Origin of the sequence: Spiroplasma endosymbiont of Ammophila pubescens (genome assembly GCF_964020965.1) — a bacterium.
Taxonomy (GTDB): domain Bacteria; phylum Bacillota_I; class Bacilli_A; order Mycoplasmatales; family Mycoplasmataceae; genus Spiroplasma.
Genome location: NZ_OZ026611.1, coordinates 683,666 through 700,129 on the forward strand (window position 1 = coordinate 683,666; position 16,464 = coordinate 700,129).

General features: G+C 24.1%; 21 protein-coding genes and 1 pseudogene. 16 read left to right on the forward strand and 6 right to left on the reverse strand.

The window, feature by feature from the left end:
* Positions 1–119 precede the first annotated feature (119 nt).
* The 6 genes from lon (at position 120) to ABNT63_RS04305 (ending at position 6,616) form a co-directional block, all read left to right on the forward strand.
* Positions 120–2,438, forward strand: a complete 2,319-nt coding sequence (lon, locus tag ABNT63_RS04280; protein WP_348736739.1) for an endopeptidase La — start codon at positions 120–122, stop codon at positions 2,436–2,438.
* A 177-nt stretch (positions 2,439–2,615) separates the two neighbouring features.
* The gene (locus ABNT63_RS04285; RefSeq protein WP_348736740.1) at positions 2,616–3,146 is read left to right on the forward strand and encodes a hypothetical protein; all 531 of its coding nucleotides are present in this window, start codon (positions 2,616–2,618) and stop codon (positions 3,144–3,146) included.
* 232 nt (positions 3,147–3,378) lie between these two features.
* Complete coding sequence (locus ABNT63_RS04290; protein ID WP_348736742.1) at positions 3,379–3,615, forward strand: hypothetical protein; 237 nt, start codon at positions 3,379–3,381, stop codon at positions 3,613–3,615.
* A 152-nt stretch (positions 3,616–3,767) separates the two neighbouring features.
* The gene (locus ABNT63_RS04295) at positions 3,768–3,920 is read left to right on the forward strand and encodes a hypothetical protein (RefSeq protein WP_348736744.1); all 153 of its coding nucleotides are present in this window, start codon (positions 3,768–3,770) and stop codon (positions 3,918–3,920) included.
* A 242-nt stretch (positions 3,921–4,162) separates the two neighbouring features.
* Positions 4,163–4,459 carry a hypothetical protein gene (locus ABNT63_RS04300; RefSeq protein WP_348736746.1) on the forward strand — a complete coding sequence of 99 codons (297 nt, stop codon included), beginning with the start codon at positions 4,163–4,165 and terminating at the stop codon, positions 4,457–4,459.
* A gap of 111 nt (positions 4,460–4,570) precedes the next feature.
* The gene (locus ABNT63_RS04305; protein WP_348736748.1) at positions 4,571–6,616 is read left to right on the forward strand and encodes a type IV secretory system conjugative DNA transfer family protein; all 2,046 of its coding nucleotides are present in this window, start codon (positions 4,571–4,573) and stop codon (positions 6,614–6,616) included.
* Between the two features lie 524 nt (positions 6,617–7,140).
* Here the strand turns inward: ABNT63_RS04305 and ABNT63_RS04310 are convergent.
* The 6 genes from ABNT63_RS04310 to ABNT63_RS04335 all read right to left on the reverse strand — a co-directional run bounded on the left by ABNT63_RS04310 (position 7,141) and on the right by ABNT63_RS04335 (position 10,717).
* A complete protein-coding gene (locus ABNT63_RS04310) occupies positions 7,141–7,746 on the reverse strand; it encodes a hypothetical protein (RefSeq protein ID WP_348736750.1) in 606 nt (201 codons plus the stop codon).
* Positions 7,747–7,908: 162 nt separating this feature from the next.
* Positions 7,909–8,403, reverse strand: a complete 495-nt coding sequence (locus tag ABNT63_RS04315; RefSeq protein ID WP_348736752.1) for a hypothetical protein — start codon at positions 8,401–8,403, stop codon at positions 7,909–7,911.
* Positions 8,404–8,430: 27 nt separating this feature from the next.
* Positions 8,431–9,009, reverse strand: a complete 579-nt coding sequence (locus ABNT63_RS04320) for a hypothetical protein (RefSeq protein ID WP_348736754.1) — start codon at positions 9,007–9,009, stop codon at positions 8,431–8,433.
* 74 nt (positions 9,010–9,083) lie between these two features.
* Positions 9,084–9,476: a hypothetical protein gene (locus ABNT63_RS04325; RefSeq protein WP_348736756.1), complete on the reverse strand. Its 393-nt coding sequence runs from the start codon at positions 9,474–9,476 to the stop codon at positions 9,084–9,086.
* Between the two features lie 60 nt (positions 9,477–9,536).
* Complete coding sequence (locus ABNT63_RS04330) at positions 9,537–9,926, reverse strand: hypothetical protein (RefSeq protein WP_348736758.1); 390 nt, start codon at positions 9,924–9,926, stop codon at positions 9,537–9,539.
* A gap of 158 nt (positions 9,927–10,084) precedes the next feature.
* Positions 10,085–10,717, reverse strand: coding sequence for a hypothetical protein (locus ABNT63_RS04335; protein WP_348736760.1), 633 nt, complete (start codon positions 10,715–10,717; stop codon positions 10,085–10,087).
* A 415-nt stretch (positions 10,718–11,132) separates the two neighbouring features.
* On the opposite strand from ABNT63_RS04335, the gene ABNT63_RS04340 reads away from it, so the two are divergent.
* The 10 genes and pseudogenes from ABNT63_RS04340 (at position 11,133) to ABNT63_RS04385 (ending at position 16,462) form a co-directional block, all read left to right on the forward strand.
* Entirely contained in the window at positions 11,133–11,357 is a 225-nt protein-coding gene (locus tag ABNT63_RS04340) for a hypothetical protein (RefSeq protein ID WP_348736762.1), read from the forward strand.
* Between the two features lie 910 nt (positions 11,358–12,267).
* Entirely contained in the window at positions 12,268–12,432 is a 165-nt protein-coding gene (locus tag ABNT63_RS04345) for a hypothetical protein (RefSeq protein ID WP_348736763.1), read from the forward strand.
* A 199-nt stretch (positions 12,433–12,631) separates the two neighbouring features.
* A complete protein-coding gene (locus ABNT63_RS04350) occupies positions 12,632–12,961 on the forward strand; it encodes a hypothetical protein (RefSeq protein ID WP_348736765.1) in 330 nt (109 codons plus the stop codon).
* Between the two features lie 449 nt (positions 12,962–13,410).
* On the forward strand, positions 13,411–13,746 hold the full coding sequence (locus ABNT63_RS04355) for a hypothetical protein (protein ID WP_348736767.1): 336 nt from the start codon (positions 13,411–13,413) through the stop codon (positions 13,744–13,746).
* 1 nt (position 13,747) lies between these two features.
* Positions 13,748–14,536 (forward strand): annotated as a pseudogene (locus ABNT63_RS04360) (recombinase RecT).
* Positions 14,537–14,652: 116 nt separating this feature from the next.
* Positions 14,653–15,141, forward strand: a complete 489-nt coding sequence (locus ABNT63_RS04365) for a hypothetical protein (protein WP_348736768.1) — start codon at positions 14,653–14,655, stop codon at positions 15,139–15,141.
* Positions 15,142–15,143: 2 nt separating this feature from the next.
* Positions 15,144–15,872, forward strand: coding sequence for a DNA-methyltransferase (locus ABNT63_RS04370; protein WP_348736770.1), 729 nt, complete (start codon positions 15,144–15,146; stop codon positions 15,870–15,872).
* A 12-nt stretch (positions 15,873–15,884) separates the two neighbouring features.
* Positions 15,885–16,046, forward strand: coding sequence for a hypothetical protein (locus tag ABNT63_RS04375; protein WP_348736772.1), 162 nt, complete (start codon positions 15,885–15,887; stop codon positions 16,044–16,046).
* A complete protein-coding gene (locus ABNT63_RS04380; RefSeq protein WP_348736774.1) occupies positions 16,036–16,275 on the forward strand; it encodes a hypothetical protein in 240 nt (79 codons plus the stop codon). The genes ABNT63_RS04375 and ABNT63_RS04380 overlap by 11 nt, the downstream gene beginning before the upstream one ends.
* Positions 16,268–16,462 (forward strand): hypothetical protein, encoded by a 195-nt coding sequence (locus ABNT63_RS04385; protein WP_348736776.1) that lies wholly within the window; start codon positions 16,268–16,270, stop codon positions 16,460–16,462. Before ABNT63_RS04380 ends, ABNT63_RS04385 begins: the two co-directional genes overlap by 8 nt.
* Positions 16,463–16,464: the final 2 nt, after the last annotated feature.

Below are 16,464 nucleotides of genomic sequence, written 5' to 3' on the forward strand. Positions count from 1 at the left end.
AAGTGCTATTTTTTTTGTTATAATTTTTGTGTAACTTAAATTTATATTGCGATATTTTTTAAAATAAGATAAGATATTGTCAATATAAGTGAAGAAAAGAAACAGGAGGTGTTTTGAAGATGGATTCAAAAATAACACAATTAAAAAATGTACCCGTTCTTGTAACACGGGGTAGTTATATTTTTCCAGGCTTTGAACAAGTATTAGAGGTAGGACGAGATAAATCAATTTTAGCGGTGAATACAGCTAGCAAGGATTTTGATAATCATATTGTATTAGTTAGTCAAAAAAAACCGTTAGAAGATAATCCAAAATTATCTGAAATTTATCGAATTGGAATTTTAGCAGAGTTAAAAATTCGTAAAGTATGGGAAGATGGTAGTCTAACAGTTAATTTTAAAGCAGTTGATCGAGTAAAAATTTTAGATTTACGCGAAGGAGAATTTTATGCTGCTGATATTGATATTTTAAAATCATTTGTTAAATCAGAAGATAAAATTGTTGAAAAATTAACAGCGAATATTAAAGAATTAATGAAATTACAAGATATTTTGCCAGAAGATTTATTAGATCAAATTGGTGATTCAGTTGATGGGAATGAAGTTGTTGATACAATTGCTCAATTTTTACCATTTATTCCAGTGGCAAAAAAACAAGAAATTATTGAAGAATTAGATGTTGAAAAAAGACTTCAAATTATTTTTGATCATTTAGTTAATAAACAACAAGTCAATGATATTGATAATAAAATTAGCAAAAAAATTAAAGAACGAGTTGATGAACAACAACGTGAATATTACTTACGAGAAAAATTAAAAGCAATTAAAGATGAACTAGATGAATTTGATGGCGCCGCTGACGAAATGAAATTATATAAAGAACGATTAGCAAAAGAACCATTTCCAAAAAATATTAAAGAACGAATTGAACAAGAAATCACTCGTTACGAAGCATTACCACAAGCATCAAGTGAATCAAATATTATTCGAACTTATATTGATTGAATGATGCAAATTCCATGATGGGAAAAAACAGAAGAAAAAAATGATTTAAAATTTGCAAAAGAAGTGTTAGATAAATATCATTTTGGTTTAGATAAAGTTAAGGAAAGAATTATTGAATACTTAGCCGTTAAAACAATGACTAAATCTTTAAAAGGACAAATTATTTGTTTAGTAGGGCCACCAGGGGTTGGAAAAACAAGTTTAGCAAAATCAATTGCTGAAGCAACAGGACGAAAATTTGTTAAAATGGCCTTGGGAGGTGTAAAAGATGAATCAGAAATTCGCGGGCATCGTAAAACATATATTGGAGCGATGCCAGGACGCATTATTCAGTCAATGAAACGTGCTGGTTCAATAAATCCATTATTTTTATTAGATGAAATTGACAAAATGGCATCAGATTATCGTGGTGACCCCGCTAGTGCAATGTTAGAAGTATTAGATCCAGAACAAAATTCAACCTTTTCTGACCACTACTTAGAAGAAACATATGATTTAAGTGATGTTATGTTTATTGCAACAGCCAATTATTATGATAATATTCCAGAAGCTTTAATTGACCGAATGGAAATTATTCAATTATCATCATATACTGAATTGGAAAAATTCCATATTGCAAAAGATTATTTAGTTCCAAAAGTATTAAGTAATAATGGTTTAGCAGATGGACAATTAATAATTACCAATGATGCAATTAATGAAATAATTAAATATTATATGCGTGAAGCAGGAGTTCGTCAGTTAGAACGAGATTTAAATGCTGTTGCACGGAAATTTATTGTTAAGTTCTTAAATAAAGAAATGGTTAATTTAACAGTTAAACCAGATACTGTTAATGATTTATTAGGTAAACGTCGTTTTGAACATACCGAAAAAGAAAAAGAATCACAAGTTGGAGTTGTAACAGGATTAGCATATACTCAATTTGGTGGTGATATTTTACCAATTGAAGTTAATAGTTTCTTAGGAAAAGGTTCATTAGTGTTAACTGGAAAATTAGGTGACATAATGAAAGAATCAGCATCAATTGCGTTAGACTATGTAAAAGCAAATTCTGGTAAATTTAACATTGATCCAAAATTCTTTGAAACACATGATATTCATATTCATGTTCCAGAAGGAGCAGTACCAAAAGATGGACCATCAGCTGGAATTACCTTAACAACAGCAATTATCAGTGCTTTAAGTAATCGTCCAGTATCGAAAGATATTGGAATGACTGGTGAAATTACTTTACGAGGACAAGTCTTACCAATTGGTGGTTTACGAGAAAAATCAATTTCTGCCAACCGTAGTGGTTTAAAAACAATTTTAATTCCACATAAAAATATTAAAGATATTGAAGATATTCCAAAAGAAGTGCAAGAAACATTGAATATTATTCCAGTTGGAACATATGATGAAGTTTTCAAAAATGTTTTTGGCACAAACTAATTTTTAAAATGTATCAATTTGATACATTTTTATTTTCTTTGTTTTAACTCTAAATTGACAAAATAATTTAAGTATAGTAGTATCTTGTTGTATATGATTTAAAAAATAGTTTTTTAAAGTACATGGCTTATATTTGTTAGTCTTTAATAAATATAATAATGATAAAGGGTAAAAACTATGCGTGCTATGGTAAAAGTTGAAAAATTAGTAAAAAAAATTCTAAAAAATACAAGAAAACAAATTAAAAAACTTGCAAGAGCATTAGGTTTTAGTAAAAAGCAATCAGTACAAATTGCAACAAAAAACACACATAATTTAATAGAAACAATGGAAAGTTATCGAAAAATTACTGATTCAGAGCAAAATTTAAATTTTGAATCAGGTTTTTTAACTAATATATCTTGAACTTTTTTAAATAATGATAGTACTAAAGATGAAGATGGTTATGAAATTCCGATTAAATTAAATGATGAGCCAATTTATGAATCAATTTATGAGGCAATTCCTGAGCCAATTTATGATAATATTCCATCTTCTAAAAATGAACCAATCTATGATTATTTACCACCAGCAAAACCAGTTCCAGAATTAAGAAAAGAAAAAATTATTACAGTTCCAAAGTTAGATTCAACAAAAGTTAGCGATGTGTATAAAAATATCAAAGAAAATGAAAATGATGCAGTAGAAGAAAGTACTGTTGAAAGATAAAATGATAAACTAAGGTAAAATCTTTGAATAATTGGTCGTATAAAGAAAATTGGGGTTTTTTATAAAAACAAGAAAAAAATATCTTTATTTTATTGAACTAAATAATATTTAAAAACAAAAACCCCAATTTTCTTTATACGACCAAATATTGATATTTTTAAAATAAATGACTTTAATTAATTATTTATTTTAATGAAATAATTAATTAAACACTTAAAAGAAAGAAGAATTTATGGAAATTATTTCAGGATTTAAAAAAAATTTTAAAAAATCTTACAAATCAATTAAAAAAAGAATTAATATATTTTTAAAAAAGCTTGGTTTTAGTAAAAAGAAAACCTATGAATTATCAAACCAAATTGTTACTGAAATGTATGGAACAATAGGTAGATATGTTCAAAAAGAAATCAATGATCAAATTGAACCGAGAAGTTTACAACAAGAAAGAAAGTGATCTGCCATCATATAGTGAAACAATCACAAATTCTCAGTCATATCATCAACCGAGTGGTTTATCATCATATAAGGAAGTAAAACCATAATTACCGATATATGAAGAAGCAGTCGCAGATATTAAACCATTTGATGAAGAACGTGCTAGAAGATATAAAGAATTATTGAATGAAATGAATATCTTTTTTTGCAAAAGAAGCATTAAAACCAACTGGCAAAAATTGAACATCAAATGTAAAACAAGCGAAACCATTATCACAATTAAAGAATGGGCAAAATGGAAACGCGGATGTTGAAGAAAATGAACTATATAGTTTATAAAATAAAAATTTTATTATAAAAACAATATTAAAAGAGGGGTTAAGTTATTAAAAATAAAATTTACTACTTTAAATTTATTCAAAAATATACATATACATACTAGTTTTTATAGGCAATTAATATTTTAATTGCTTTTTTATTTTTTTAAAATACTAAAAGGGTATATAATATTTATGCTATAATTTTTTTGTATATGACCAAGGTTACTGGTAAATTACATTAATTTATTTTATGGATAAAATATGAGTGTAAGAACTTGACTATCTTCGGTAGCAATTTTATGTTTTATTTTAGTTATTTATGAAATAATTTTATTAATAAAATATAAAAGAGCTCGTAAAAGAAATTTTAGTAATATGTTAAATGAAACAATAAAAAATTCAAATAAAAATTTAATAAATAAAGAAAAAAATATTGAAAATATAAAAACCAAAGTAGTTAGCATTCTTAGTTATAAAGATAAAATTAATATTATAGTATTAATTATTGGAGTCGTAGGAATGTTCCTTTTTTCGACATTAAGTTTTTTATATGCATAAAAGTAAAAGATTTTCAAAACACCAAAAAGATAGTTTAATCGCTGCGTGTGTTTTTTCCCGATTGCTAATATCTTTGAGATAATCTTTATTTCATTTTTCAAAGTATGAAAAATGCCAGGTTTTACTTTTAGTAAATTTTTTCCTTATTTATGAAAATTTATGTCTGAAAATATCACTTTTGTTCTAATTTGTATTGCAGTTATTTCAATCATTTTTTGAGTAATTGCTTCTTTTATAATATTTGTTGCGGCAAAACATTTTGAAAAAACATATGTTAAAAAAACAGAAACATCAGAATATGAGGGCGCAAAATGAATTGTAAATGAATTAGACAATAAAGGGAGTATTAGAGAATTTAATAAATTATATCCTGTTCATAATTTACATGATGTTAAAAATAAGGCCGGATGAGTAGTAAGATTTTTGAAAAAAAATAGTAAAATTAATTTTAATATTCGTACTAATACACATGCAATATGTTTAGGAGCAACAAATAGTGGGAAATCACAAAAAATTGTCATGCCTTCTGCTATTTATAATAGTTGTTTACCAGAAAGATATAAATCATGTCTAATTTTTACCGATCCTAAAGGAGAACTATATGATGTCTTATCAAAACTATTACAAAAAAATGGTTATGAAGTATTAGTTTTAAATTTACGTGATCCTAAAAATTATTCTTCTTGAAATTCATTAGCAATTTCCTACAAGTATTATTATGACTCAGTTACTATTGCAAAAGAGTTAAAGTATTTTATAGTTAAAAATCAAAAACATTTTGAAAAATATGTTTGTTATTATCATGATGAATTTAATTGCACAGAATGTTTTAGAAATATTGTTGACAAAAAAATTGCAATTTTTCGTAATCAATGATTTTTTGATTTAAAAGAAGCACAAGAATTTGTTGAAGCAACTAGAAATGAATTAAAATCATTAGCAATTGAAGAAATTAATGATTTAGTTTTAACAATTTGACCTTTAACTGGTGGTGAAAATGACCATTTTGCAAGTATGGATGCTAGTATTGCAAAAACAATTATTTTAGGATTATTAGAGATATTAGATGATAATCCAGCGGCGTTACCCTTAGAAAAATTTAATTTCCCATTAATTACTATGCTTTGTAGTGACCGTAAAAAAATGAAAGCCTGGTTTGCCAGTTTACCATCAACATCATTAGCAAAAATTATTGGAGCTAATGCATTAGCAACTGGTGAAAAAGAATTAGGTTCAATTTTTTCAACTTTAGATCGTGGATTACAAATATATCAAGATCTTGGTATTCAATCTATTGTATGTAGTAATGAAATTGATTTATTTAAGTTTACTGAAAAACCAAAAGCTTTATTTTTAATTATTCCTGATGAAAAAACTAATCGTCATATTTTTGCTTCGCTAATTATTTTGCAATTATATAAAGCAAATGTAGGAATTGCAACAGAACAAAAAAGTAAACGCTTACCGCGTGATATTCAGTTTTATTTAGATGAGTTTGGAAATATGCCAACAATTCCTAATTTTCAATCCGTTGTTACGGTTGCTCGGAGTAGAGGAATGTTTTTCCTAATAATTGTTCAAGATTTAGATCAAGTTTATGAAAAATATGGCAAAGAAAATGGAACAGTTATTATTTCAAACTGTAATTTAAATATTTATATTCAAACTAATAATTTTGATACTGCAAAAACATATTCAGATATGTTAGGAACTGAAACAGTTGAAATTTTATCTCATTCACGTTCACGTAGTCTACAAACAAAACGAATTATGATTGATCCTGTCCAAAGAAGAAAAGAAGGAATGGAATTAATTAAACCTAGTGATTTAATGAAATTAAAAAATCCTTATGGAATTATATTTAGTTCAAAAGAAAATCCGGGTTTAGTTTATATGGATTCAGCATGAAAATATAGTAAAGTATTTGGTTTAGGTAAACTTAAAAATACAAAAATAATTAAGCCATTTAATTTTCTTAATAATCATTATTTTGATTTATTTTCATATGTTACATCAGGTCAAGTTGAAATAATGAAAAATGAAATTGAAGAAAAAATTGGAACAATTTTAAAAATTCCTCTTGCACAACGAACACCTGAACAAATTAAATTGTTAGAAAAATGTAAAAATATTGGAATTAATTTTACTGAAAGTTAATATATTTATAATTAGTTGTATTGCTGATTCTATTCTTTAACTTGCCGTGAAATATCATTAGTTAAAATATCTTTTTTATTAAACATTACATAACTTGGCTATTATCTTATAGACTGTGGTATTTTGCTGAATTTGTAATTTAAAATAAAAATACAGAATATTAAAAATTAAACATATTACAATTTACATAGGTATATCCGAAAAAGGATATTTTTAAGAAGTATCTAATAATTAATAGTAATGAACCCATTTTTGTCACAATTAATTCTTTCCAAAAATAAGTTAGAGTTATATTAAGAAAATGGGTTTTATTATGGCGAAATTATCAAAAATTCAAAAAGAAAAAATAATTAATTTAATACAGCAAGGATATAAAACTAAAGATATTGCAATTAGGTTCAGAGTAAACTGATTCAATTTCTTATATTAAAATGAGAAAATAGTCCGCTATCATTGATGATAAAATAATTGTTGCAAAAATAAGAGCAGTAATTAACTGCTCTATAAATATAATAATCATAAAATTATCAAAAATTGCTATAAAATATGCTTAAAAGTTTATTATCAAATATACAATTTGATTCTAAAATATCATTTTCTGTAGAAATACTATCTTCACTCACTAATGGAGTCGGAGGACTGTCCATAGTTCCTAAAGAACTTTGAAAAAATGGCATATGTCCGCGCATTACATTTATAAAAGTTGGAATAAATATAGAACCAAGAACATAAGTGCTTATTATTAAAGCACCATATATACCTTCTCTGTTAAACAATAACTGAAATAAATCATTTCCATTTATGGTCAATTCTTTTACTACTCTGACACCATTTTCTATTTTATCAGGATCTCTAATTAAATATATAATTTTAAACGGATCTTCATTTGGTTTAATTCCAGTTAATGAAACACAATGTTCGGTTCCTCTACCATTAAATGTTCCCAGTATAATAGGAGTACTAAAGTAAAGAGATGTTCATACTAGTATTTGAAATAATATCATTCTTAATCTTTTATCAATAAATAAATTATGAAAGAAAAAATTATGAAGATCAAAGTAAGAATAATGGCTGCTTAAACTATCACTAATTTGAGTGTCATCTTTTAAAAATTTATAAATTGCATACAAATTTAAACCATTTTCAGCAATATTGTTTGTTTTTTTACTTTTCTACAAAACGAGTAAAAAGTTCTTGCTGTTCTAAAGAAACATTAGAGTTTTATGCTATATTATTAGCTAAAATATTTTCTAATACGGCTAAAGTACAAAAACTAGAATGAATTTGAGGTTTTATTGGATGGAATAGGCATTGTTGTTTTTTAAATCAATTGGTTTTGTTTTTCAATCATCTTGACGTACATTGTTATATTGAACAATTAGTTGGTTTTTTTCTGTTTTAGGTAAAGAAAAGTGAATTATTGTAGGATTTTCTCCTTTTCATAAGGGAGGTACAAATGGTACAATTTTTGCATCATTTTGGGTAATATCAGTTACATAAATTCTACTTATATCAAATCTAGGATTTAGTCTTGAAATTTCATTAATAATCATTTCAGGTGTATTAGTGCGTAATTCCCCTAAATTAGTATTTGTAATAACAGATGCTTGCAAAGGAATATTTCATGGTTCTTGTGCTGCATCACTAGTATCTTTATTTTCATCATTTTCTTCTGTTAAAACAAAATTGTAATGATTTTGATTAACATAATAAATATATATGTTACCAACTTCACTTTGATTTTGATTTTCTGAATAAAAAATTTCATTATTTCTAATAATATTCATATTTAAGAGATTAGCCATTGCTTCAATTTAAATAAACCCTCCTCAATTACCTGTTAATCTTATATTATTTAAATAATTTTCAATTATTTGTTCATCTGATATATCCATTGGATTTAATTGTCGTACATCAGCTAAAATAGCACTACTAAATGTTGCACGATTTTCACCACGGAATCTATTTAAATTAAAACTTATATAATCAACAACACGATTACGAAAAACAGTTTCTATCAAATATCTAGATATTATACTATTAAATAAACTATGATTATTATTATGATTTAGTAATTCAAAGTTGTGAAATAACTCTTGCACCATTGATAAATAATTTGAATTTTCTTCACCAAATAATTGTATAAATCTTATACGAAATAGGTCATTGTTATTTCGTACTGGCATCAAGAAAGCAATTGCAACCGACCAAAATAAACAATTACCATTACTAGGAACATCATATAATAAACTTTGTTTATTGTATATTCTTTTTCTACGTTTAAATTCAGCGTGCTGATATGTTAAATTCTCTGAATTACCCTCCATTTTTCGACTATGAAATGTTTCTCAATCAATAATAATATTATTACTATCCACAATATGATTATACAATTCTGGATTATTACCATATCAATATTCCTCTGGATTCTTAGCAAATGAAGTAATACGAATTGACTCATCTATTCTTAATTTTTGAAATAAAGTAAAGTAATCAATAAAGTGGTTTCAAATTTTAATGCAGCAAATGATTCAAGTTCTTCATTATTAAGGGCATATTTATAATCATCATATCCTGGTATTTTTTTAATAAAAATACTTTTATCTTTTGTTAAAAAATAAATAATATTTATTATAGTTCAAGTTAATTTATTAATTTTAATTTTCATTTTAGAAAATGTTGACTTTTCAACTACATTACCGTTTATTCTACAATATTTTCCTATATTTTTATTTACTATACTTGGCATTAATTGCGTACTCTTTATTTTATTTGTATTTAAATCATTATTTGTACCAATAATTATTGTTGTTTTTTCATCTTTAATATATTCACCATTACTAATATATAGTCTAATCATAAATTGTTGATTATTATCTACATTTAAAAACATATTAATATTGATTAAAATTTTTAAAAATTATATTAGCATAAGCATCAATTGCACTTTCATCAAAATCTGCAGCAGATAAATTAATACTATCTTTTTTTTTATTTCTGTTATTATTTGTTTAATTTTTATTAACATATTATTTTTATTAAAATCTTGAGAAAATAATATGTTAACTATATCTAATAATTTTTCTTTTGATAACACAATAGATAAATTTCAAATTGATTTATTATAATTATAAATTTTTTCAACAAAGCTATTTTTTTCTTCGTATGGATAATTAATGAAACTTACTTCATTTTTGTTATTTAAAGCAATTAAAATTTCGTTTTTTTCTGCTTGTAAAAAAATATTATAATTATTTTTATTTTCAAATAAATACTTTGCAATTATTTTTAAGTCCTCATCTGAAGGCATAATTTCATTTAAAAAATAATTAGAATTATTGAAATCTGTTTTTATTTCTTTTATAAATCATTCTTCAAATTTACTAATATCTGTTTCAATTTCTTAATCAATTATTTTTATAATTTTTTTTCATATATTATTTTTAAAAATAAAATAGTATCCGTATTTTAATATCTAATGAATATATTTTTATATTTTTCATTCATAAATAGTTTTTCTGCATAATCAATAATATTATTATCTCGTCTATCAGAATATGAATCTATTGGTGGACGATTTTTTTCTCATTGAGTTTTTTCTCCGATAATTTCAAATAAGTTAGAATTTTTTATTCATTCTCCATTTTCAATAAATAAAATAGTTCTAATTTGCTGTTTTTTCCCTAAATTTGCAAATAAATTACAAATTTCAACAAAATTTTTGAAAAATGTATGAGCATAAGCATCAATGGCATTATTATCAAAATCTGCAGCAGATAAATTTACACTATGCTCTTTTATTTCTGCTAATATTTCTTTAGTTTTTGTTATAAAGATATATTCTGTGCTTTGAACATATATTCCAATTATATCCAATAATTTTTCTTTTGATAAAACAACTGATAAAGTTCAAGTTGAATCATCATTATTATAAATTTTTTCAACAAAACTTATTGGTTCATTAATAACATTAAGTTCATTTAATTCTGTTTTATTTATGTTTTGCATTATTTTTAAATTTTTACTATTAGTGGCGATGGCTGTTGACATACCATTACCAACAATTACTATAGTTCCTAATAAAATTAACAATTTTTTCATAACTTAAAGTCCTTTCTTTCAAATATTTTTTTATTTTATTAGAATAATAAGACTTAATAGTTAATATAATTATAAATAACATTGTAATTGATATTATTTATAATTATATTATAATTTCCGATTTTAAGATTTATTTATGTAAATTATAAATGAAAGTGCAACAAATCTATTAATAAAATAATAAAGTGATACAATGTTTTAGAATTAACTATTTACTAATAAAAGAAAGGAAGAAAAAAAGTGAAAAAAATATTACACTTATTAATTAGTGTAACTATAACTTTTGGAACTATTCCAAATTTACTAGCTAATAATTGTAGAATAAACGATGAAATAGGACAAAAAAAATCGACCCTTATTGGGTTGATTTTTTTATTTAAAAATTAACTCTAAAAAATAATTTGAAAGTGAGGTAATGATAATTAAACAACAAAAAATATGTGATATTGATAACTGCTATAAAACAATATCATTTATTACTGAAGAGTTTTCATCAAATAAGGTTTTATGAACTTTTGAAAAACATAAAGATTTATTAAATCGGACAAAAAATAAAAAACAAAAACGATTTTATAAACGCTTAGAAAATTCAAAAATTATCTTTGATTGAAAAACTGGGTTCTTAAAACTTAAATTTTAACAATAACTTAATTTAATGCAGCGTGGGACGGTTATTTTTAATAACTAAGTGTTTTTATTCCACATGGCGGTCTAGCCCAGCGGTAATGTAAGTCTGGAAATAATAGACGCTTTGTTTTAAAAGCGATAGTCGTGATAAGTGCAAGGTCAACATCGAACGACAATAAAAATAGAGATGGACACTTTATAAATAAATTTGCGATAGATATTAATTCTTAGAAGTGGCAGCGGTTTTACAAACCACAAAGCCAGCACTAGGCTCTTCAAAGTGCAAGTGAATTTATTTTAAAAACTGAACGTTTTGACCTGAAATGGTGCGGATGAAGAGGTGTATATACACAGCGTAACAAATTTACAAACAACTACAAAATGTAGAACATTGTAGTACTTTGTAGTTAATTGTAAATGTTAACACCGCCACCACTCACCCAGTGAAGCGGATGGCGTAGTAAATAAATAGATAAATAATTATATAACTAATTCTCGCTTGGCACTTTCACTTGGGAGTGAGTGCCAGCGAGTTAAAAATAGGAGGTTTTTATGAAAAAGTTAAATAAAACTTGTTTTAAACAAAGATATTGAGGTTATTGTTTTCATAAAGAATGTAATAATTAAGAAAACAAATTACAAGAATTAATGCTACGTGCTTATCCCGTATCATTTGAAGATATGACTGATGAACAGTGAGCATTAGGTAAAAAGAATTAGGAGAAACTAACCTATGAAATGTCAAAGAATTAATTGCAATAATCAAAATGCTTATTTTGGAAATAATTATATTGAAAAATTGGTGATAAATTAGAGTGAAATTTAGGTTATAAAAAAGAAATTATATTATGTGAAGAACATTGATTAAAAACTTATCAATTAGAAAATTTAATTGTAAATAAAAAGAATTAGGATAAATAATTATGGAAAAAAGATATTTATTAGTAGCAAAAAATAGTTTTGGAATAAATACCACATATTTTTACACAACTGAAGAAGCAAAAGCATATTCTAAAAATTTAAAGTATAGTAAAACAACTATTATTGATTTAGAAAATGAAAATATTAAATGACAAGGATGTGAATAATAATGATGAATTTAAAAGAATTATTGAATGAATTATTTGATAACTACCCAGAAGCGGCACAAGATTATAGTTTAGATATTTGAGATAGATATTATCTTTAATTTGAAAGAAAACGCTTAACAGATGAAGAATTTGAAAACTTAAAACAAGTTTATTTTAGTAAACAAAAAAAATAATTTTATTGAAATGGAGAATAAAAATGACAGAAACAGTTAAAGAATTAATTGTAAAAATAAAACAAGAAATTAAATTATGTAATAGTGCTTTAGCATTAAGAACATTAGAATATTTAATAAATAAATATGAAAATGAACTTGCTGAAAAAAATAGAAAAATTGATTTGCTATTAACAGCAAATAGAGAAATTACTTATTCAACTAAAAATAGAGAATATAATCAACAACAATTATATAAAGAAGATTTTTACAAAAATCCATATTCAACAGGTTCTATCGATTGAATATTAGTTGACAGTTCAAAATATGACAAATTGCCTAGTAAGGAGGATAAAAAATGAGTGATATTGTAAAAAATACAGTAAATAATATTACATTTTAATTTCCTTTAAACGGAGAGGATTTTAAAAATGAAAGTCTTCTAGCGTATAATGTTCAAAAAATTAAAGAAGAAAATAAACAAGAATTAACTGAGTATATTTTTAGACATATTAATCATTATGCATTAAATGGTTATCAAGATGTTCATTTAAAAGATATTCCAAGTGCTATTACTAAAAATAATTTTGTTTTTAAAGAATGATTAGGACCTGTTCAAAAATTATTAGATGAGCATAATAGAATTGGTAAAATAATTACTAATTATAGAAATTATATTGAAAGATACAGAGTTGAAATTAATAATAATTTAATACAAGCTCGCAAACAAAAACAACAAGAGTTTTTAAAAGAACAAGAATTAAAAAAACAAGAATTAAAAAAACAAGAATTAATTGAGAAAGCAAATAATTTAACTGTTGATATGGGGTTAGATATAGATCAAATACAAGATGAACAAGTTAGAGTTATGGAAAAAGTAGCTGAAATTGATAAATCATTAGAACTAAAACAATTAAAAAAAGTTGGTATTAATTTTATTAAAGAAAAATTATTAATCAAAGATATTGATATTTTAGGAATTGATAATAATTTTTTAGAAAATGCTAATCAATATGAATTAAAACAATTAATTAAATATTTAATTGTTGATGAAAAGTTAGTTAAAAACATAATTAAAGCACAATGAGATACAAATACAGATACTAAATTAATTGGAATTAAGGGTATTAAATTCAAAATAAATAAAGGAGTTAAATAAAATGGCAAATATAGTAGAATTTTTAAGAACTGATACAGCTACTAATTGAATTAAAAGTAAATTTTCAAATGAAAATGAAATTGCAAGATTTAAAAGTAATATAGTTGCAATATCAAATAGTAATGAATTATTACAAAAAGCAGATCCAAAAACAATTATGACTGCTTGTTATCAAGGGGTGTTATTAAATTTACCAATGGAAAGACAATTTGGTTATGCTTATGTTGTTCCATATAACACTAAAATAATAAGAATTATTAATGGTCGCGAAATACAAGAATGAGTTAATTAACCACAATTTCAAATGGGTTATAAAGGTTATATTCAATTAGCCCAAAGAAGCGGTCAATATTTAGATATGTCAGTATCTGATGTTAAAAATGGTGAATTAATAAATTATGATTGTTTAAAAGGAACTAGTTTTAATTGAATACAAAATGAAGATGAACGAGAAAAATTATCAATTATAGGTTATGTAGCATATTTTAAAATGGTTAATGGTTTTGAAAAAACACTATATATGACCAAAGAACAAATGGAAAATCATTTTATGAAATATTCTAAAACTTATGCTAAAAATAAATCATTTTATATTGCTACTTTTGATGAAATGGCATTAAAAAAAGTATTAACTAGTTTGTTACGAAGATGAGGTATTATGTCAGTTGAATTACAACAAGCATATAAATCAGATCAAGCAGTTATTACAACTAATGATGAAAAGATTTATATTGATAATGATAGTAATATCGCTAAAAATCAGGGGCATATGAGCCATGAACCATTATAAAATAATATAAATACCCCATGTAATGATGAAATAACGTACACAAACGATAATGTAGTTAAAGAAGAAGATATCTCTAATGTAGTACCAGCAGTTAACAATGATGAGGATGTATACGCATGATAAAAATAGGTATTGACCCATCAGGAACTGGTACTACTGCTATTGTTTGTTATATAAATAACGAATTAGTAGATAAAACAGAAATAATAAGTAAAGAATGAACAATACATGTATTAAAAATCTTGGAATATATAAAAGAACAACAAGAATGCAAAATATATATTGAAGATTGTTTACCAATTCAATTACCTTCAACAAAAGATAGAGATAGTTTATTAAAATTAATAGGAGAAATAAAATTTAATACTTATAATTATTTATTAGATGAAAATTTTAATAAAAAAACTAAGTGAATAGCACCTATTTTTACTAAATCAGCTGTTAAAAATATGGAAAATTTAAGTAAATATAATGATAGTTGTTTATTAGAATATGAAAAAGATAATAATTTAACTTATCAATATGGTAAAGGTTGAAAATATAATAATGAAAAAATAAGTAATCATTTACGAGATGCCATTATTATTGCTAATTATGGTGATTAACTATGAAAACTAATTTAGGTGAATTAATACATGGTGACAGTTTAGAAATATTAAAAACTATTCCTAATAAAAGTATTGATTTAATTTTAACTGATCCACCATATTTTTATGAAAGTATAAGGAAAAAACAAAATAAATTAAAAGATAATAATGTAAAATCTGTAGGAAAATATATTGTTAAAAATGCACTTGATTTAGTTAGTATTAAATCAACTAAACATATTGAATATGAAAAATATTTAAACGAATTTAAAAGAATAACAAAATTTATGAATTGCTTAATTTGATTAAATATTAAGCAAATTGATCAATATTTACCTATTATTCGTAAAAATAAGTGAAGATGATATTTATTAAAGTGAATTAAAACTAATCCTATTCCAAGGAATAATCCTTATTACGAGGATATTGAATATTGCTTATGAATTTTTGAAACAGGAGCTAAATATACTAAAACTTATGAAAATTGTAAAACTGTATATTATTACCCCATTGGTCAAGATGAAAATATTAATCATCCGACAGTTAAACCTATTGAAATGATTAAAGAGCAATTATTTAAGCATTCTCAGCCTGGTGATACTGTATTAGATTGTTTTTTAGGAAGTGGTACGACTGCAGTAGCTTGTGAACAATTAAATCAGCGTTGAATTGGTATAGAAATTAATGAAAAATATTATAAATTATCAAAACAAAGATTAAGTAATATTCAAACTACATTATTTATTTAAAGGAGATTATTTATGAAAAGAAAATTAATTCGTAATATAAATGTTTACTTAAATGAAAAACAAAAAAAAGTTTGAAATGAATTACCTGAATTATATACCAACTCACAAAAAATAGAATATCTTATTAATTTTTATATAAGTCACAATAAAGGAGATGATAATAATGTTAATTAAATATAAAGGAAAAAGAATTAATTTAAGTAATCAAACACAAATTAAAAGTGGTATTAAATTTACTAATGAACTAATATTTTCAGATTATAAATATAAATTATCTTTTGAAAATATGGAGCAAAGAGATAAAACATTAGAATTAATTGATACATTTATTAACAATGGTTGTTATCAACCTTATGTTCAAAAATATTATTTATTAGATTTAGATAAAGAATTAAATGAATAAATATATTTTATGTTATCGTACAGAAAAAGGTAATATTCCATGTAAAACTCCCCTTGGTGAATATATAACTGGTACAGACCATGAAGATGTAAATATCAATTCAACCTGAGAATGAGAATATTTAATCAATAAATATGGTGAAAAGAATTTAATTATCTTAAAAACAAATAAAAAAATAACCAATTAAGG